The sequence below is a fragment of the Stenotrophomonas sp. PUT21 genome (assembly GCF_052232875.1).
In the GTDB taxonomy this organism is placed as follows: Bacteria; Pseudomonadota; Gammaproteobacteria; order Xanthomonadales; family Xanthomonadaceae; genus Stenotrophomonas; species Stenotrophomonas maltophilia_N.
In genome coordinates, this window is the sequence record NZ_CP197645.1 from 461,559 (window position 1) to 480,360 (window position 18,802).

16 protein-coding genes are annotated in these 18,802 nt (G+C 65.4%); 12 read left to right on the top strand and 4 right to left on the bottom strand.

What is annotated here, in order from left to right; all coding sequences use genetic code 11:
• Window positions 1-3 precede the first annotated feature (3 nt).
• The 7 genes from secY (at window position 4) to ACTT2I_RS02165 (ending at window position 5,725) form a co-directional block, all read left to right on the top strand.
• The gene (secY, locus tag ACTT2I_RS02135) at window positions 4-1,359 is read left to right on the top strand and encodes a preprotein translocase subunit SecY (RefSeq protein ID WP_019186162.1); all 1,356 of its coding nucleotides are present in this window, start codon (window positions 4-6) and stop codon (window positions 1,357-1,359) included.
• Window positions 1,360-1,704: 345 nt separating this feature from the next.
• The gene (rpsM, locus tag ACTT2I_RS02140) at window positions 1,705-2,061 is read left to right on the top strand and encodes a 30S ribosomal protein S13 (RefSeq protein WP_019186163.1); all 357 of its coding nucleotides are present in this window, start codon (window positions 1,705-1,707) and stop codon (window positions 2,059-2,061) included.
• Window positions 2,062-2,073: 12 nt separating this feature from the next.
• Entirely contained in the window at window positions 2,074-2,463 is a 390-nt protein-coding gene (rpsK, locus tag ACTT2I_RS02145; protein ID WP_017355427.1) for a 30S ribosomal protein S11, read from the top strand.
• Window positions 2,464-2,477: 14 nt separating this feature from the next.
• Window positions 2,478-3,107: a 30S ribosomal protein S4 gene (rpsD, locus tag ACTT2I_RS02150; protein WP_019186164.1), complete on the top strand. Its 630-nt coding sequence runs from the start codon at window positions 2,478-2,480 to the stop codon at window positions 3,105-3,107.
• 54 nt (window positions 3,108-3,161) lie between these two features.
• Complete coding sequence (locus ACTT2I_RS02155; protein WP_019186165.1) at window positions 3,162-4,160, top strand: DNA-directed RNA polymerase subunit alpha; 999 nt, start codon at window positions 3,162-3,164, stop codon at window positions 4,158-4,160.
• A gap of 201 nt (window positions 4,161-4,361) precedes the next feature.
• Window positions 4,362-4,748 carry a 50S ribosomal protein L17 gene (rplQ, locus tag ACTT2I_RS02160; protein WP_019186166.1) on the top strand — a complete coding sequence of 129 codons (387 nt, stop codon included), beginning with the start codon at window positions 4,362-4,364 and terminating at the stop codon, window positions 4,746-4,748.
• Between the two features lie 467 nt (window positions 4,749-5,215).
• A complete protein-coding gene (locus ACTT2I_RS02165; RefSeq protein WP_070426690.1) occupies window positions 5,216-5,725 on the top strand; it encodes a disulfide bond formation protein B in 510 nt (169 codons plus the stop codon).
• Between the two features lie 112 nt (window positions 5,726-5,837).
• Here the strand turns inward: ACTT2I_RS02165 and ACTT2I_RS02170 are convergent, their stop codons facing one another.
• Window positions 5,838-7,961 (bottom strand): TonB-dependent receptor, encoded by a 2,124-nt coding sequence (locus ACTT2I_RS02170; RefSeq protein WP_421100653.1) that lies wholly within the window; start codon window positions 7,959-7,961, stop codon window positions 5,838-5,840.
• A 213-nt stretch (window positions 7,962-8,174) separates the two neighbouring features.
• Here ACTT2I_RS02170 and ACTT2I_RS02175 point away from each other — a divergent pair, with 213 nt between their 5' ends.
• Together ACTT2I_RS02175 and ACTT2I_RS02180 are read left to right on the top strand one after the other, a co-directional pair.
• On the top strand, window positions 8,175-9,566 hold the full coding sequence (locus tag ACTT2I_RS02175) for a class II 3-deoxy-7-phosphoheptulonate synthase (RefSeq protein WP_088435218.1): 1,392 nt from the start codon (window positions 8,175-8,177) through the stop codon (window positions 9,564-9,566).
• Window positions 9,567-9,675: 109 nt separating this feature from the next.
• Entirely contained in the window at window positions 9,676-10,815 is a 1,140-nt protein-coding gene (locus ACTT2I_RS02180; protein ID WP_343238145.1) for a mechanosensitive ion channel family protein, read from the top strand.
• A 77-nt stretch (window positions 10,816-10,892) separates the two neighbouring features.
• On the opposite strand, the gene ACTT2I_RS02185 is transcribed toward ACTT2I_RS02180, so the two are convergent.
• From ACTT2I_RS02185 to typA, 3 genes are read right to left on the bottom strand one after another with little or no spacing between them, the layout of a single operon-like run.
• Window positions 10,893-12,515 carry an amidase gene (locus tag ACTT2I_RS02185; protein ID WP_088435217.1) on the bottom strand — a complete coding sequence of 541 codons (1,623 nt, stop codon included), beginning with the start codon at window positions 12,513-12,515 and terminating at the stop codon, window positions 10,893-10,895.
• A 55-nt stretch (window positions 12,516-12,570) separates the two neighbouring features.
• Window positions 12,571-13,056 carry a DUF2127 domain-containing protein gene (locus ACTT2I_RS02190; protein ID WP_088435216.1) on the bottom strand — a complete coding sequence of 162 codons (486 nt, stop codon included), beginning with the start codon at window positions 13,054-13,056 and terminating at the stop codon, window positions 12,571-12,573.
• Between the two features lie 14 nt (window positions 13,057-13,070).
• On the bottom strand, window positions 13,071-14,918 hold the full coding sequence (typA, locus tag ACTT2I_RS02195) for a translational GTPase TypA (protein WP_088435215.1): 1,848 nt from the start codon (window positions 14,916-14,918) through the stop codon (window positions 13,071-13,073).
• A gap of 245 nt (window positions 14,919-15,163) precedes the next feature.
• Between typA and ACTT2I_RS02200 the strand changes: the two genes are divergently transcribed.
• From ACTT2I_RS02200 to prpE, 3 genes are all read left to right on the top strand, one after another.
• Window positions 15,164-15,658 carry a peptidylprolyl isomerase gene (locus tag ACTT2I_RS02200; protein WP_088435214.1) on the top strand — a complete coding sequence of 165 codons (495 nt, stop codon included), beginning with the start codon at window positions 15,164-15,166 and terminating at the stop codon, window positions 15,656-15,658.
• Between the two features lie 63 nt (window positions 15,659-15,721).
• Window positions 15,722-16,708 carry a malate dehydrogenase gene (locus tag ACTT2I_RS02205; protein ID WP_088435213.1) on the top strand — a complete coding sequence of 329 codons (987 nt, stop codon included), beginning with the start codon at window positions 15,722-15,724 and terminating at the stop codon, window positions 16,706-16,708.
• Window positions 16,709-16,868: 160 nt separating this feature from the next.
• On the top strand, window positions 16,869-18,746 hold the full coding sequence (gene prpE, locus ACTT2I_RS02210; protein ID WP_421100652.1) for a propionate--CoA ligase: 1,878 nt from the start codon (window positions 16,869-16,871) through the stop codon (window positions 18,744-18,746).
• Window positions 18,747-18,802: the final 56 nt, after the last annotated feature.

Here is an 18,802-nt window from a genome sequence, read left to right on the forward strand (position 1 = left end):
GACATGGCGCAAGCTGGCATTGGTAACCTCGGCGGCGGGCTCGGCAAGTTCACGGAACTCCGCCAGCGACTGCTGTTCGTCATCGGGGCATTGATCGTCTACCGCATCGGCTGTTATGTGCCGGTGCCTGGCGTCAATCCCGATGCCATGCTTGCGCTCATGCAGGCGCAGGGCGGCGGCATCGTGGACATGTTCAACATGTTCTCGGGCGGCGCCCTGCACCGTTTCAGCATTTTCGCGCTGAACGTGATGCCGTACATCTCGGCATCCATCGTGATGCAGCTGGCGGTCCACATCTTCCCGGCATTGAAATCGATGCAGAAGGAAGGTGAATCGGGTCGTCGCAAGATCACTCAATATTCCCGCATCGGCGCCGTGTTGCTGGCGGTGGTGCAGGGCGGCAGCATCGCGCTGGCGCTGCAGAACCAGGTCTCCCCGGGCGGTGCTCCGGTCGTCTACGCACCCGGCATGGGCTTCGTGCTCACTGCCATCGTCGCGCTGACCGCCGGTACCATCTTCCTGATGTGGGTCGGTGAGCAGGTTACCGAGCGTGGCATCGGCAACGGTGTGTCGCTGATCATCTTCGCCGGCATCGTGGCCGGTCTGCCGGGCGCGGTCATCCACACCGTGGAAGCCTACCGCGACGGCAACATGAGCTTCATCGCCCTGCTGCTGATCGTGCTGGTGGTGCTGGCCTTCACCTACTTCGTGGTGTTCGTCGAGCGCGGCCAACGCCGCATCACGGTGAACTACGCACGTCGCCAGGGTGGCCGCAACGCGTACATGAACCAGACCTCGTTCCTGCCGCTGAAGCTGAACATGGCGGGCGTGATCCCGGCCATTTTCGCCTCGAGCATCCTGGCATTCCCGACGACGCTGGCCATGTGGTCCGGCCAGGCCAGTTCGGCCACGTGGCTGCAGAAGGTCGCCAACGCCCTCGGGCCGGGCGAGCCGCTGCACATGATCGTGTTCGCTGCGCTGATCAGTGGTTTCGCGTTCTTCTACACCGCGCTGGTGTTCAACTCGCAGGAAACCGCCGACAACCTGAAGAAGTCGGGCGCGCTGATTCCGGGCATCCGTCCGGGCAAGGCCACCGCCGACTACGTGGATGCCGTGCTGACCCGTCTGACCGCGGCCGGTTCGCTGTACCTGGTGATCGTCTGTCTGCTGCCGGAAATCCTGCGCACCCAGCTCGGCGCCTCGTTCTACTTCGGCGGCACCTCGCTGCTGATCGTGGTGGTGGTGGTGATGGACTTCATTGCCCAGATCCAGGCGCACCTGATGTCGCACCAGTATGAGAGCCTGTTGAAGAAGGCCAACCTGAAGGGCGGCAACCGCGGCGGTTTTGCCCGCGGCTGATTGACCTGTTACACTAGTCTTCTTGTTGCGAAGGCCCTCCGGTTCCCGGACTGGCCTTCCAAATCGAAGGGCGGCCCCTGCAGCGGTTTCGGGTGGGGGTGTGATGTGGTGGTCCCGCGCGGGAGTAGCGCGGGCGGCGGCGAGGGCAACCTCTGCAGTCAACGACATCCGGCGCCGGAGCATGGGCACACTCCCCACGCCGGGTCCATGGAACCTCAAGGTTCCACGGGCTTCCAAGTAAACCGAGACCTTGATAGAATCGCTAGTTCACTTTTTTGATCCATCCTGCCGGATTGGCGCGCCCATGGTGCGCTGTCGGCCATCACTCAGCTGGAGAACCGCGTCATGGCGCGTATTGCAGGCGTCAACCTGCCAGCCCAGAAGCACGTCTGGGTCGGGTTGCAAAGCATTTACGGCATCGGCCGTACCCGTTCGAAGAAGGTCTGCGACGCCGCAGGCGTGACCTCGACCACCAAGATCCGCGATCTGTCGGAGCCGGAAATCGAGCGTCTGCGTCTCGAAGTCGGCAAGTACATCGTGGAAGGCGATCTGCGCCGTGAAATCGGTATCGCGATCAAGCGCCTGATGGACCTGGGCTGCTACCGCGGTCTGCGTCACCGTCGCGGTCTGCCGCTTCGTGGCCAGCGCACCCGTACCAACGCCCGCACCCGCAAGGGCCCGCGCAAGGCGATCAGGAAGTAAGGGACCTAAGAAATGGCTAAGCCCGTCGCTAAGACCAAGAAGAAGATCAAGCGCGTCGTCACTGACGGCGTCGCCCACGTCCATGCTTCTTTCAACAACACCATCGTGACCATCACCGACCGTCAGGGCAACGCTCTGTCGTGGGCGACCTCCGGTGGCGCTGGCTTCCGCGGTTCGCGTAAGTCCACCCCGTTCGCTGCCCAGGTGGCTGCCGAGAAGGCCGGCCGTGCCGCGCTCGACTACGGCGTCAAGTCCCTGGAAGTCCGCATCAAGGGCCCGGGTCCGGGTCGTGAGTCGGCCGTGCGCTCGCTGAACAACGTGGGCTACAAGATCACCAACATCATCGACGTGACGCCAATCCCGCACAACGGGTGCCGTCCGCCGAAGAAGCGTCGCGTCTAAAGGAGCGATAAGAAATGGCTCGTTATATCGGTCCTACCTGTAAGCTCGCCCGCCGCGAAGGCGCCGACCTTTCCCTCAAGAGCCCGGCCCGTGCGCTGGACTCCAAGTGCAAGCTGGAGCAGAAGCCCGGCCAGCACGGCGCCACTGCCCGTAAGGGCAAGCTGTCCGACTACGCTACCCAGCTGCGTGAAAAGCAGAAGGTCAAGCGTATCTACGGTCTGCTGGAGCGTCAGTTCCGCAACTACTACAAGAAGGCCTCGACCAAGAAGGGCAACACCGGCGAGAACCTGCTGCAGTTGCTGGAAACCCGTCTTGACAACGTCGTTTACCGCATGGGCTTCGCAGTGACCCGTCCGGCTGCCCGTCAGCTGGTCTCGCACCGCGGTGTCACCGTGAACGGCAAGTCGGTCAACCTGGCTTCGTACCAGGTCAAGGCTGGCGACGCCGTCGCTCTGTCCGAGAAGGCTGCCAAGCAGCTGCGCGTTCAGGAAGCCCTGACCGTGTCCGCTACGCATGACCTGCGTCCGTCGTGGGTTGAAGTTGATTCCGGCAAGTTCGCCGGCATCTTCAAGGCCGTGCCGGATCGTTCGGACCTGCCTGCGGATATCAACGAAGCGCTGATCGTCGAGTTGTATTCGAAGTAATTCACATTGGAGAACCTCCGGGTCACACCGGAGGTTCGCAGGAGAACCCGCAACATGACGGTTACCGCCAACCAGGTTCTGCGTCCTCGCGGTCCGCAGATCGAACGCCTTACCGATACCCGCGCCAAGGTCGTCATCGAACCCTTGGAGCGTGGTTACGGGCATACGCTGGGCAACGCCCTGCGTCGCGTGCTGCTGTCGTCCATCCCGGGCTTCGCCATCACGGAAGTCGAAATCGATGGCGTACTGCACGAGTACACCACGCTCGAAGGCTTGCAGGAGGACGTGCTGGAAGTCCTGCTCAACCTGAAGGACGTGGCCATCCGCATGCATACCGGTGACAACGCTACGTTGTCGCTGTCCAAGCAGGGTCCGGGTGTCGTGACCGCTGCTGATATCAAGCTGGACCACAACGTCGAAGTCCTGAACAACGACCATATCATTTGCCACCTGACCAAGGACACGGCAATCAATATGCGTTTGAAGATCGAGCGTGGTTTCGGCTACCAGCCGGCCGCTGCTCGTCGTCGTCCGGATGAAGAAACCCGTGCCATCGGCCGTCTGGTTCTGGACGCGTCGTTCTCGCCGGTCCGTCGCGTCGCCTATTCGGTGGAAGCGGCCCGCGTTGAGCAGCGTACCGATCTGGACAAGCTGGTGCTGGACATCGAAACCAACGGCACGATCGATGCCGAGGAAGCCGTGCGCACTGCCGCCGACATCCTCAGCGATCAGCTGTCGGTCTTCGGTGACTTCACCCACCGCGACCGCGGTGCGGCCAAGCCGGCCAACAACGGCGTGGATCCGGTGCTGCTGCGCCCGATCGACGATCTGGAACTGACCGTGCGTTCGGCCAACTGCCTCAAGGCAGAGAGCATCTATTACATCGGCGATCTGATCCAGAAGACCGAAGTGGAGCTGCTCAAGACCCCGAACCTCGGCAAGAAGTCGCTGACCGAGATCAAGGAAGTCCTCGCACAGCGCGGCCTTTCGCTCGGCATGAAGCTGGAGAACTGGCCGCCGGCCGGTGTCGCCCAGCACGGCATGCTCGGCTGATCCAGCGCTACGCAAGATGCTTGACCCCGCACCTTCGGGTGCGGGGGCTTCACCGGCAACACCCCGCACCGACAGGTCGATAGCCTGCGGTGACGGCCAGCCAGGACGGCTGGCACCGGACCATCCGCAGTCCAAGCAGCAACGCCAGGATGGCGACAGCGATACCCAACCGATCCAACATTCACTTCAGGAATCACCGTCATGCGTCATATGAAGTCCGGTCGTAAGTTCAACCGCACCAGCGCCCATCGCGAAGCAATGTTCAAGAACATGGCCGCGTCGCTGTTCAAGCACGAGCTGATCAAGACCACCCTGCCGAAGGCCAAGGAACTGCGCCGCGTTGCCGAGCCGCTGATCACCCTGGCCAAGGTTGATTCGGTTGCCAACCGTCGTCTGGCGTTCGCTCGCCTGCGCGACAACGAAGCCGTCGGCAATCTGTTCACCACCCTGGGCCCGCGTTACGCGAACCGTCCGGGCGGCTACCTGCGTCTGCTGAAGTGCGGTTTCCGCGCTGGCGACAATGCGCCGATGGCCTATGTGGAGCTGGTCGATCGTCCGGCTGCCGTGGCTGAAGCCGTCGAAGAGTAATCTTCGAGCTGTACCTGTTATTCGGTGAAGAACCCGGCCTTGTGCCGGGTTTTTCCGTTTATGGGGGTTGAACGGCCAAGGCCAAGGGCAAGGCCAAGGCAAGAGCATGGCGCTGCGGGTGAGGGTGGGGCGTCGGCGCGGGTAGGTTGGCGGGACACGCCGTAAATCCGTCCACGGAGGCTCATGTCGCGCCATCCATGGCGCTCATGGTCCCGACAACCCACCCGCGCCAACACCTGCACACTGGGTCGGCGCGCTTGGAGGAGAGCGGAGCCTGTGCGCCGCACAGGTAGAGCCGGCCATTGCCCGGCTGCGTGGCGCGTGGTCGCTTCGCTCGGGTGGATTCCTGCGCCGACTGCACGGAACACGCTGTCCTGTCCGCTACGCCGATGGTCGGCAGGTGCGCATGGACGTTGGTGGTCACAGCCCTGTTAATCTTGGCGCCTGGACTTTCACGAGTGTTGGCAATGAATCCATTGCGTTGGAGTTTCCGCGCCCAGTTCCTGTTGGGGTTTCTGGTCTGCGCGGCACTGTTGGGGTACGCGATCTTCCTGCAGTTGAAGATGGGGCTGGAGCCTTGCCCGTTGTGCATCTTCCAGCGGATTGCGTTTGCGGCGCTGGGGCTGCTGTTCCTGATCGGGGCGCTGCATGGTCCGCGTGATCCGGCTGGGCGCAAGACGTATGGGGTGCTGGCCTTCATCGCGGCGGCGGTCGGTATCGGCATTGCCGGCCGGCACGTGTATGTGCAGTTGCTGCCGCAGGACATGGGCTCGAGCTGTGGGCCGCCGTTGAGCTTCCTCAGTGAGACGATGGGGCCGTTCGAGGTGTTCCGCACGGTGCTGACGGGTACCGGCAACTGCGGCAACATCGATTGGCAGTTCCTGGGCCTGACGATGCCGATGTGGAGCCTGGTGTGGTTCGCGGCACTGGCGGTGTGGGCGCTGGTGACGGCGTTCCGCGCGCGTCGGCGCCACTGAGGTCGCATCCGGCAGTCGCCGGCCTGGCACGCGTTGCGCGGCCAGGCCGGATGGTGCGGTCAGGTCTGGCTGTTGCCGGCCTGATCCGGGTCGCAAGGCTTCAGGGCGCCGCTCAGAAGTCCTGCTGCAGGCTCAGATAGGCGCCGCGGCGGGGACCCCATTGCGGGGCGAAGACGCCGATGCCGCCGCCGTCGCGCAGTTGGTAGCTGCGGTCCAGTGCGTTGACCAGGGCGAGCTGTGCATGCAGTGGGTGGCCGCTGTCGGCGTTGAAGTCGTGGGCTGCGCTGAGGTTGAGTTGCAGGTAGGCGGGGAGTTCGCCGCCGTTGGGAATGCCATCGGCGTCCGAGCGCAGGCCGCTGCCGAAGACGTAGTCGGCGCCCAGACGATTGTGGCCGGCGAAGGCGTAGCTGATGCCGCCGGAAGAGGTCAGTTTCTGGTCGTGGTCCAAGTGGATCCAGTGGGTCTGGACGTAGGCGAGTGCCTCGGGATCGAGGTTGTACTGGCCGGTGATGACCTGCTTGCCCATCGCCTTGTTGTAGGCAGCGTTGACGTAAGCGCTGAGCGGCCCGTTGCTGTAGTCGGCGCTGAATTCCACGCCGTGGATGTGGCCTTGGCGGTAGTTGAACGTGGAATAGATGTAGGCAGCGCCGAACTGGCCCTCGTCCTGCAGGCGGTCGACCTTGCGATCGTAGGCGTCCAGGCCGAGGGTGAGGTGGTCGCCCACTTGCTGGGAGACGCCGATGTCGTAATAGTCGCTGCGCTCGGACAGCGGGATGGTGCTGCCACCGGCCGGTTGCTGGTTGGTGGTGCCCTCGTACAGCGCGATGTCGCTGCTGGCCACCAGTTCGCTGGCCGGCGGGGTGAAGTAGCGCGAGTAGCCGGCGTGCACCGTGGTGCTGTCGCTGGCAGTCCAGACCACGCCCAGGCGAGGGCTCAGTTGCCCTTCGGTACCGCCGAAGGCCCTGTAGCGGTCACCGCGCAGGCCGTAATTGACCGTCCAGTCCTCGCCGAGGCGCCATTCGTCCTGCAGATAAACCGCGGTGGTGGTGGCGTTGAAGGCGCTCGCATCGGGAATGCGCAGCGGGGTGGTGCTGGCCTGCTGGCCGTCGCCGTTGACCGGGAACACCCAGGTGTCGCTGCCGGCGCGGGCGCGTTCGGCGTTGACGTACAGGCCATAGCGCAGTGTGTGGTTCTCACCCAGCGGCGTGGAGAAATCGGCCTGCACGCTGTTGGCGCGATTGCTGCGCTCCACCTGCGAGGCCACGCCGTTGAAGATGAGGTCGCCGGCCAGGTCCGGGTTGAAGGACAGGTCGCTGTACCGTTGCCCGGCCGAGACCTGGTAGGCGGTGCTGCCCAGAGAACCCTGCAGCACCAGCATGCCGAAGCGGGTGGTCTCGCGCTGGTTCTCGTCCAGCGCGGCCGAGTCGGCGTTGACCGTATCCAGATAGCCGAACTGCGGGGTCTGGCCGGGGTTGACCGGGATCTGGAAGCGGTTGTTGGAGAAGCCGGCGAACAGGCTCAGGCGGGTGTCTTCGTTGACCAGGTAGGTCAGGTCCGCGAACGCCTTGCCCTGGTGGGTGTCATCGTGGTCCGGCCGGCGCGAGGCGGTGGGGTTTTCCATGCCGACCTGGTTCTGGTCGTAGTTGCCGGTCAGGTACCAGCTCCAGCGGCCCTGGCTGCCCCACCACGAGGCGTTGGGGTTGATCTTGCCGTAGGAGCCGGCGGTGAGGCCGGCGCTGCCGCCATTGCCCAGCTCGGCGCCGCTGCGGGTGGTGATGTCGACCACGGCGGCGGTACGCTCGCCGAACTGTGCTGGCAGGGCGCCATCCATCAGGCGGATGCGCTTGATGGCACGGGCGTCCAGGGTCTGGCCGAAGCCGGAGATCGATTCGGGCAGCAGCACGCCGTTGAGGCGGTACTGGAGGTTGGCGTGGTCGCCCCGCACGTGCACGCCGCCGTAGGAGTCCTGGACCACGCCAGGCGCCTGCAGCAGCACCTGGTTCAACGGGGTGGAGGCGCCCAGTGGCAGGTTCTGGATGTCTTCGGCGGTAATCTGGTACTGGCTGCTGCCGATATCCGGCGACAGCGCGTTGCGCGCCTGGTCGAGCTGGGCGCTGACGGTGACCGCGTCCAGATCGGTGACGGCCGGAGCGCTGGAAGGGGCGGCGGCGAGGGCGGGCAGGCCGGTGACGGCCAGGGAAACAGCAATACCGGTAGCAAGCAGGGAGGGCTTCATGAGGATGGCTTGGCTGGGCAAAGGGGGAAGGGGCCGGCCTGGCGAGTGTTACTCCGTAACAAATCATGCGCCTGTCCACGGACGCTGGACCATGCGTGATCTGGCCGATCACCGCGTCCTTTGCTCGGCGTTCAGCCTGGTAAAGCGGCCCAGCCCTTTGCGCCGGCGGCGCGCTCTGCGACCATGACCGGCCCCACACCCCGGAAGTCCGTGATGAGCCTGTCCGCCCCGCCTGTAGCCGATCCCGCCGCGACCGCCGTCGCCGCTGCCTGGTCGCCGGAGAGCTGGCGTGGCAAGCCGGCGCTGCAGATGCCGACCTACCCGGACCCGCTGGCGCTGGATGCGGCGTTGCATGAGCTCAAGCGGCTGCCGCCGCTGGTGACCTCTTGGGAGATCCTGGCGCTCAAGCAGCAGCTGGCCGATGCCCAGGAAGGCAAGCGCTTCCTGCTGCAGGGCGGTGACTGCGCGGAGAACTTCAGCGACTGCGAATCCACCACCATCTCCAACCGGCTCAAGGTGCTGCTGCAGATGAGCCTGGTGCTGGTGCACGGCATGCGTAAACCGGTGATCCGGGTCGGGCGCTTCGCCGGGCAGTACGCCAAGCCGCGTTCGGCCGATACCGAAACCCGCGACGGCGTGACCCTGCCGAGCTACCGCGGCGACGTGATCAATGCGCCGGAGTTCACCGAAGCTGCCCGCCTGCCGGACCCGCGCCGGATGCTGCAGGCGCATGCGCACTCGGCGATGACGATGAACTTCGTGCGGGCGCTGATCGATGGCGGTTTCGCCGATCTGCACCACCCCGAATACTGGAACCTGGAGTGGGTGCGGCATTCGCCGCTGGCCACCGATTACCAGAAGATGGTGTCTTCGATCGGCGATGCGGTGCGTTTCATGGAAACGCTGTCCGGCACGCAGGTGTACAACCTCAACCGGATCGACTTCTACACCTCGCACGAAGCGCTGCTGCTGCCCTACGAGCAGGCGCTGACCCGCCAGGTGCCGCGCCAGCAGGGCTGGTTGAACCTGAGCACGCACTACCCGTGGATCGGCATGCGCACCGCCGCGCTGGATGGCGCGCATGTGGAGTACCTGCGCGGCGTGCGCAACCCGATCGCGATCAAGGTCGGCCCGTCAGTGCAGCCGGACCAGTTGCTGCGCCTGATCGATGTGCTCAACCCCGAAGACGAGCCGGGCCGGCTGAGCTTCATCCACCGCATGGGGGCTGCACAGATCGCCGAGAAGCTGCCGCCGCTGTTGAATGCGGTCAAGCGCGATGGCCGGCGTGTGCTGTGGGTGTGCGATGCGATGCATGGCAACACCGAGAGCACCAGCAACGGCTACAAGACGCGTCGTTTCGACAACGTACGTGGTGAGGTAGAGATGTCCTTCGATCTGCATGCCGCGGCCGGCACACGGTTGGGGGGCGTGCACCTGGAGCTGACCGGCGAGGACGTGACCGAATGCACCGGCGGTGCGCGCGAGTTGACCGAGCGCGACCTGGAACGCGCCTATCGCTCCTCGGTGGACCCGCGCCTGAACTACGAGCAGTCGCTGGAGATCGCGATGGCGATCGTGCGCAAGCAGGCGCACTACGCCGCCTGACCTGGTGCGTGTCCTCGACACGCACCTTACATCCGCCTGACACGATGGTCATGGCCGCACCGGCATCCTGTGGACTTCCTCGCGAAGAACACAGGAGCGTGCAGTGACCGTGGACTGGCAGCAGGCAGCGTTGTATCTATGGCCGATCTCGATCGCACTGGCGATCGGGATCAGCGGCTGGTGGTTGCTGATGGCGTTGACGCGACGGTTGAAAAACCGCGATTACCGCCGCGCCCGCATCGCCCGCGTGATCAGCCGGCCGCTGGCGTTCGCACTGCCGCTGCTGCTCTTGATTCCTGCGCTGGAAGCCACTCCGCTGCACGGGCGATGGCTGGATCAGTCACTGCGCCTGCTGCACATCGGCCTGACCGGCTGCTTCATCTGGCTGCTGGTGCGCGCGGTGGCCGCCGGCGAGCAGGCGATCCTGCGCGATCACCCGATGGAAGTGGCCGACAACCTCGAGGCGCGCCGGATCCAGACACAGACACGCGTGCTGAGCCGGGTATTGATGGGCGCGATCATCCTGGTCGGGGTTTCGCTGATCCTGCTGACCTTCCCGATGGTGCGCCAGATCGGCACCGCACTGCTGGCCTCGGCCGGCATCATCGGTCTGGTCGCCGGTATCGCGGCCAAGCCGGTATTCGGCAACCTGATCGCGGGCCTGCAGATAGCGCTGACCCAGCCGATCCGGCTGGACGATGTGGTGATCGTTGAAGGCGAGTGGGGCCGGGTGGAGGAGATCAACAGCAGCTACGTGGTGGTGCGGATCTGGGATGCGCGGCGGATGGTGGTGCCCCTGACGTGGTTCATCGAACACCCGTTCCAGAACTGGACGCGCCGCAGCGCCGATCTGCTCGGTACCGCGTTCCTGTGGCTGGACTACACCGCCCCGATCCCGGCGATCCGCGCCGAGCTGGAGCGCATCTGCAAAGGCGAGGCGCTGTGGGACGGCCAGGTCTGCGTGACCCAGGTGACCGAAACCACGGAGCACACCCTGCAGGTGCGCCTGCTGGTGAGTGCGCGCAACTCCGGTGATGCGTTCGATCTACGCTGCATCGTGCGCGAACGCATGCTCGATTTCCTCGCCCGCGAGCATCCGCAGGCATTGCCGCGCACCCGCGCCGAGCTCAATCAGGAAGTCACGCCAACGCGCCGGGCGCGGTCGCAGCCGGCCGAGGATGTGCGCTCGCCTGGTGCCGAGGATGGTGAGCCGGCGATCCTGCCGGACTCGGGTGACGTATCCCGGTAATGCCGCCCGGCGGCCGGCACTACCAACGCGGGGCGTACGTTCCCGGGTAGGTACCGACCGTTGGTCGGTACACGCCCTCAGGGCGCGACGCTGTGCGGCAGCAGACTGTCGGTCTGGAACCGCGGCGGGCGGCGTGCGCGGGTCCGTTGCTCGTAGGCGTAGCCCAGCTCGATCAGGCGCGGCTCGCTCCAGGCGGTGCCCATGAACAGCAGGCCGAGCGGCAGGCCGTCCACGTGCGCCATGGGTACGGTCAGGCTCGGATAGCCGGCCACCGCAGCGGCGCTGTAACTCTCGCCCGGAAAGTCATCGCCGCTGCCGGGTCGGATCGGCCAGGCCGTGCCGGTGGTCGGCGCCACCAGCGCGTCCAGTTTCTGCTCGCGCAGCACCGCATCGATACCTTCCGGACCGGCCAGACGCCGCGCATCACTGCGGGCGCGGATGTACGCCGGGCTGCCGAGGCCACCCATGGTGGCGGCGGTTTCCATCAGGTCCTGGTCGAACATCGCCAGTTCCTTGCCCGCATGTGAGCGATTCCAGGCGATGACGTCCTCCAGGCTGCGCACCGGGGCTTGGTAGGTAGTGAAGTACCGCTGCAGCCCGGCCTTGAACTCGTGCATCAGCACGATGCGCTCGGCCTCCTGCCACTGGCCCTGGGTGGGCAGCTGCACCGGCACTACGGTGGCACCGGCATCGCGCAGCACGGCCACGGCATGCTGCAGGGCCGGGGCGATGCCCGGCTTCTGCATCAGGTCGCCATACAGTACGCCGATCCGCGCGCCGCGCAGGGCATCGGCATTCAGGCGTGAGGTGTAGTCGTAGACCGCGCGCCCGGGCATGGTCGCGGTGGCCGGGTCGGACTCGTCTCGCCCGGCCATGGCGGTCAGCAGGGCAGCCGCGTCAGCCACGCTGCGCGTCATCGGGCCGGCGGTGTCCTGGCTGAACGAAATCGGGACGATGCCTTCGCGGCTGACCAGGCCGACCGTCGGCTTCAGCCCGACCACGCCGTTGACCGCGGCCGGGCAGACAATGCTGCCATCGGTTTCGGTGCCGATGGCTGCCACCGCCAGATTGGCCGAGACCGCCACCGCGCTGCCGCTGCTGGAGCCGCACGGGTTATGGCTGAGCCGGTAGGGATTACGCGTCTGCCCGCCACGCGCACTCCAGCCGGAGATCGATTGGCTGGAGCGGAAATTGGCCCATTCGCTGAGGTTGGTCTTGCCCAGGATCAGCGCACCGGCCGCGCGCAGCCGCTTGACCAGGAATGCATCGTCGGGGCGGAAGCCTTCCAGGGCCAGCGAGCCGGCGGTGGTACTCATGGGGCTGGCGCCGATGTTGTCCTTGAGCAGCAGCGGGATACCGTGCAGCGGACCCCGCAACTGGCCCTGACGGCGCTCGGTGTCCAGCTGGGCGGCCTCGCGCAGTGCATCGGGATTGAGCTCGATCACCGCGCGCAGGCGCGGGCCGGCCCGGTCGAGGCGGGCGATGCGGTCCAGGTAGGCGCGGGCCAGGGTGACGCTGTCCAGCTCGCCGCTGGCCATGCGCGACTGCAGATCGCTGATGTCCGCTTCGGCGTATGCGAAGGGCATGGGCGCGCTGGTGGGCGGGACCGGGGCAGGCGACTCGCGGGCATGCAGGGGCGCCGGGCCCGGGCTGCAGCCGGCCAGTGCGATGAGCATCAGTGATGTCAGTGTCAGGCGCATGCCTGTCCCCCCGAACCGGCCGACAGGCTAACCAGCCCAGGCGGCGCTTGGCAACTCAAGCCGTTCTGGCGGCCTTGCCATGGCGTTTGCGGATATCGCGGGCGAGCACGCCGACCACGATCAGATTGATCACCAGCACCGACCACGAGGCCCAGCCCGGGTGACGGAGGATGGCGTAGATATCGAACGGCAGGTAGATGCCGGCGGTGACGCAGCCCAGCCAGGAGGCCCAGGCCTTGGCGCGCCAGAGGCCCCAGGCCTCGAAAAGGTGCAGGACGCCGTAGGCGACCATCGCAGCAGCCGCCAGATGCACCGCATCGGGGCTGATCATGTTGAGCAGCGAGGGCAGAGTGCCGTGATCCGGGTCCAGGCTGAACCGGCGGATCAGGGCATTGACCGCATCGCGCAGGGGCTGCGGACCGAGCATTTCCAGCCCGGTCGCAGCCAACAGCGCCAGAACCGCCTTGCTGGCTTCCAGCAAGGCGATCAGGTGAAGCCCCGGATGCTTGTGAGGATCCGGGTTGTAGGGCTTGTCGATCACGACAATGAGTCCGATCAGCCGCCGCGCGAGGCCTTCTTGCGGTCGCTTTCGGTCAGGCCCTTCTTGCGCAGGCGGATTTCCTTCGGGGTGATCTCGACCAGCTCATCGTCTTCGATGAAGTCCAGGGCCTGCTCCAGCGAGTACTTGATCGCCGGGGTCAGCTGGATCGCATCGTCCTTGCCCGAAGCGCGCATGTTGGTCAGCGGCTTGGTCTTGATCGCGTTGACGGTCAGGTCGTTGTCCTTGGAGTGGATGCCGACCAGCTGGCCTTCATACACGTTGTCGCCTTCAGCAGCGAACAGCTTGCCGCGTTCCTGCAGCGGCCCCAGGGAGTACGCCGGGGTGGCACCCGGGGCATTGGCGATCATCACGCCGTTCTGGCGCTTGGCGATCGCGCCCTGTTCCTTCGGGCCGTAATGGTCGAACACGTGGAACAGCAGGCCCGAACCCTGGGTCAGGGTCTTGAACTCGTTCTGGAAGCCGATCAGGCCACGGGCCGGGATCTGGTATTCCAGGCGCACACGGCCCTTGCCGTCCGGCTCCATGTTCTTCAGCTGGCCCTTGCGGGTACCCAGCTTTTCCATCACGCCGCCCTGGTGCTGCTCTTCGATGTCCACCACCAGCTGCTCGATCGGCTCCATGGCCTGGCCGTCGATCTGCTTGATGATGACTTCCGGGCGCGACACGGCCAGCTCGTAGCCTTCACGACGCATGTTCTCGATCAGCACCGACAGGTGCAGTTCGCCACGGCCGGAGACCAGGAACTTGTCGGCGTCTTCCAGCTGTTCGACCTTCAGGGCCACGTTGTGGACCTGCTCGCGATCCAGGCGGTCCTTGATCTGGCGGCTGGTCAGGAACTTGCCACCGGACAGGTCCTTGTTGCCGGCGAACGGCGAGTTGTTGACCTGGAAGGTCATCGAGATCGTCGGTTCATCGACGGTCAGCGCCGGCAGCGCTTCCGGGGTATCCGGGTGGCACAGGGTGTCGGAGATGGTCAGTTCCGGAATGCCGGAAATGGCGATGATGTCGCCGGCCTCGGCGGTGTCCTGCTCGATGCGCTCCAGGCCCAGGAAGCCCAGCACCTGCGCGACCTTGCCGTTGCGCTTCTTGCCTTCACGGTCGATCACCGCGACCTGCATGTTCTTCTTCAGGGTGCCGCGCTGCACGCGACCGATGCCGATCACGCCCACGAAGTTGTTGTAGTCCAGCTGGCTGATGCGCATCTGGAACGGGCCGTCCGGGTCCACTTCCGGCTTCGGCGCGTGCTGCATGATCGCTTCGTACAGCGGGGTCATGTCGCCGTCGCGCACGGTGTCTTCCAGGCCGGCGTAGCCGTTCAGGGCCGAGGCGTAGACGATCGGGAAGTCGAGCTGCTCATTGGTGGCGCCGAGCTTGTCGAACAGGTCGAAGACCTGGTCGATCACCCAATCCGGACGCGAGCCCGGACGGTCGACCTTGTTGACCACGACGATCGGCTTGAAGCCCATCGCGAAGGCCTTCTGGGTCACGAAGCGGGTCTGCGGCATCGGGCCGTCCATCGCATCGACGAGGATCAGCACGGTGTCGACCATCGACAGCACGCGCTCCACTTCGCCGCCGAAATCGGCGTGTCCCGGGGTGTCGACGATGTTGATCCGGTTCTTGATACCGGTCTTCTTGTCTTCCCAGGTGATGGCCGTGTTCTTGGCCAGGATGGTGATGCCGCGTTCCTTTTCCTGGTCATTGCTGTCCATCACGCGCTCGGCGAGCACGGTGCGCTCGGAGAGGGTGCCGGACTGCTTGAGCAGCTGGTCGACGAGGGTGGTCTTACCGTGGTCGACGTGGGCGACGATGGCGATGTTGCGAAGATTTTCGATAGACATGCGAAAGGGGGCCAGTCGGCGCCGGATTTGGAAAAAGAAGTCCAACATTATACGGCCAAGATGACCAATCGCGAAAAGTGCCTCGCAAGCCTTGCCGGACAGGCATTCAGCTGTGTGAGGGGCGCCTGTCCGGGCGGCCTGGCGCGCGCTGGGGAGGGGGTGTTCGACCATCGTCAGGCAGGCCGACGCCGGACCACGGGTGTATCCTTATGGGCTGACGATAACCCCGTATATCAAGGATCCGCATGTCCCTCATCGCCACCTTCGACACCACCCAGGGCCCGATCAAGGTCGAGCTGTTCGCCGACAAGGCCCCGCTGACGGTTGCCAACTTCGTCAACCTGGTCAAGCACGGCTTCTATGACGGCCTGGTCTTCCACCGCGTGATCCCGGACTTCATGATCCAGGGCGGCTGCCCCAAGGGCCAGGGCACCGGCGGCCCGGGCTACAAGTTCGAAGATGAAAAGAACGGCGTGAAGCACCAGGTCGGTTCGCTGTCGATGGCCAATGCCGGCCCGAACACGAACGGCAGCCAGTTCTTCATCACCCACATCAAGACCGATTGGCTGGATGGCAAGCACACCGTGTTCGGCCAGGTCCTCGACGGCCAGGCCATCGTCGACTCGGTCAAGCAGGGCGACGTGATCCATTCGATCACCCTGGAAGGCGACACCGACGCCGTGCTGGCCGCCCAGGCCGAGCGCGTGGCGGAGTGGAACAAGCTCATCCCCACCGCCTGATCCGATCCCGACGGCCCCCTGTGAAGGGGGCCGTTTTTACGCTTCTTAGCAGAGGAAATCCCCATGAAAGCACCTGTTCGTGTTGCCGTGACCGGCGCCGCCGGCCAGATCGGCTACGCCCTGCTGTTCCGCATCGCCTCCGGCGACATGCTGGGCAAGGACCAGCCGGTCATCCTGCAGCTGCTCGAGCTGCCGGTCGACAAGGCCCAGGCCGCCCTGCGCGGCGTGATGATGGAACTGGAAGACTGCGCCTTCCCGCTGCTGGCCGGCATGGTCGGTACCGATGACGCCGAAGTGGCCTTCAAGGATGCCGATATCGCCCTGCTGGTCGGCGCGCGTCCGCGCGGCCCGGGCATGGAGCGCAAGGATCTGCTGCTGGAAAACGCCAAGATCTTCACCGCCCAGGGCGCGGCGCTGAACAAGGTCGCCAAGCGTGACGTCAAGGTGCTGGTGGTCGGCAACCCGGCCAACACCAATGCCTACATCGCCATGAAGTCGGCACCGGACCTGAACCCGCGCAACTTCACCGCCATGCTGCGCCTGGACCACAACCGTGCGCTGAGCCAGTTGTCGACCAAGCTCGGCAAGCCGGTCGGTGGCATGGAGAAGCTGATCGTGTGGGGCAACCACAGCCCGACCATGTACCCGGATTACCGTTTCGCCACCGCCGATGGTGCCTCCATCGCCGAGGCGATCAACGACCAGGAATGGAACGCATCGACCTTCATCCCGACCGTGGGCAAGCGCGGCGCGGCGATCATCGAAGCCCGTGGCTCGTCCTCGGCCGCCTCGGCCGCCAATGCCGCCGTCGACCACATCCGTGACTGGGTGCTGGGCAGCAACGGCAAGTGGGTGACCATGGGCGTGCCGTCCGACGGCTCCTACGGCATCCCGGAAGGCGTGATCTTCGGCTTTGCGGTCACCACCGAGAACGGCGAGTACACCCTGGTCAAGGATCTGCCGGTCGACGACTTCAGCCAGAAGTACATCGACAAGACCCTGGCCGAGCTGGAAGAAGAGCGCTCCGGCGTCGCCCACCTGCTGGGTTGATCGCACGCGCTGTCGGGTGCCGGCCGTTGGCCGGTCGCCGAACGAAGAAACGCCGGGCTTGCCCGGCGTTTTTTTTGGTGTCCCTACGACCAAGGTCGTGCGGCCGGCCAACGGCCATCGGACTATGCTCGACCCCATGGCTTTGTCTGGGAGGGCTGTCATGCATTACGAAGATGTCTATCGACGTTCGGTCGATGAACCCGAGGCGTTCTGGGGCGAAGAGGCCCAGCGCATCTACTGGCATACACCGCCGCAGCAGATCCTCGATTACAGCAACCCGCCGTTCCGGCGCTGGTTCGTCGGCGGTGAAACCAACCTCTGCTACAACGCGGTCGACCGCCACCTGGTCGATCGCCCGGACCAGCTCGCGCTGGTCGCCATCTCCAGCGAAACCGGCGTCACCCGCGAGATCACCTACCGCGAGCTGCACCGCGAAGTGAATGCCTTCGCCGCCGTGTTGCAGCGGCTGGACGTACACCGTGGCGACCGTGTGGTGATCTACATGCCGAACATGGCCGAGGCCGTGTTCGCGATGCTGGCCTGCGCGCGCATCGGGGCGATCCATTCGGTGGTGTTCGGCGGCTTCGCCGCGCACAACCTGGCCCTGCGCATCGATGACGCCGAACCGAAGCTGCTGATCGCCGCCGATGCCGGCAAGCGCGGCGGCAAAGTGATTCCGTACAAGGCGATGGTCGATGCCGCCTGCGCCGAAGCCGCTTCGCCGCCACCGCACGTGCTGATCGTCTCGCGCGGTCTGGACCCGGCCGAACCCAAGGTGCCCGGCCGCGACGTCGACTACGCCACGCTGCGTGCCGAAGTGGGCGACCAGGATGTACCGGTGGTGTGGCTGGAATCCAGCGAGCCGAGCTATCTGCTCTACACCTCCGGCACCACCGGCAAGCCCAAGGGCGTGCAGCGCGATGTCGGCGGCTACGCGGTCGCGATGGCGCAGTCGATGGAGACCGTATTCGACTGCAAGCCCGGCCAGGTGATGTTCTCCACCTCGGATGTGGGCTGGGCGGTCGGGCATTCCTACAACGTCTACGGCCCATTGATCGGCGGCTGCACCTCGCTGCTGTACGAAGGGCTGCCGACCAACCCGGACCCGGGCATCTGGTGGGCACTGTGCGAACAGTACGGCGTGCGCACGCTGTTCTCCTCGCCCACGGCGATCCGCGTGCTCAAGAAGCACGACGCGGACTTCATCCGCCGCCACGATCTGGCGTCGCTGAAGTACGTCTTCCTTGCCGGCGAACCGCTCGACGAACCGACTGCACACTGGATCAACGACGCACTCGGCAAGCCGATCATCGATAACTACTGGCAGACCGAAACCGGCTGGCCGGCACTGACCTTGTTGCCGGGCGTGGACATGAAACCGGTGCGCTTCGGCTCGCCCGGTTTCCCGAACCTCGGCTACCGGATGAAGGTCATCGACGAGAACACCGGCGAGACCGTCGCGCCGGGGCAGAAGGGCGTGCTGGTGATGATCCCGCCATTGCCGCCGGGGTGCATGACCACCGTCTGGAAAGACGATGCGCGCTTCATCCAGAGTTATTTCAGCCACTTCAAGGAGCTGCTGTACAGCTCGCTCGACTGGGCGATCCAGGACGAAGACGGCTACACCTTCATCCTGGGCCGCACCGACGATGTCATCAACGTGGCCGGGCACCGCCTGGGCACGCGCGAGATCGAAGAATGCATCGCCGGCCATCCGCTGGTGGCCGAGGCCGCCGTGATCGGGGTCAAGGATGAACTCAAGGGCCAGGTGCCGCTGGTGTTCGTCACCCTCAAGCAGGCCCTGCAGGGAGACGGCAGTGCCGTGGCGGCCGAGATGATGCAGCGGGTGACCAACACCCTCGGCGCGGTCGCGCGGCCGGCCCACATCCATATCGTCAACGCGCTGCCCAAGACGCGTTCGGGCAAGCTGCTGCGGCGCTCGCTGCAGGCGCTGGCCGAGGAGCGTGACCCGGGCGATCTGTCGACCCTGGATGACCCTGCGGCGTTGGACGAGATCCGCCGCGCGCTGGGCAGTTGAGGGAGTGCCAGCCGCCTTCCGGGCGGCTGGCCGACGTGGCCGTTGGTGATGCGTGC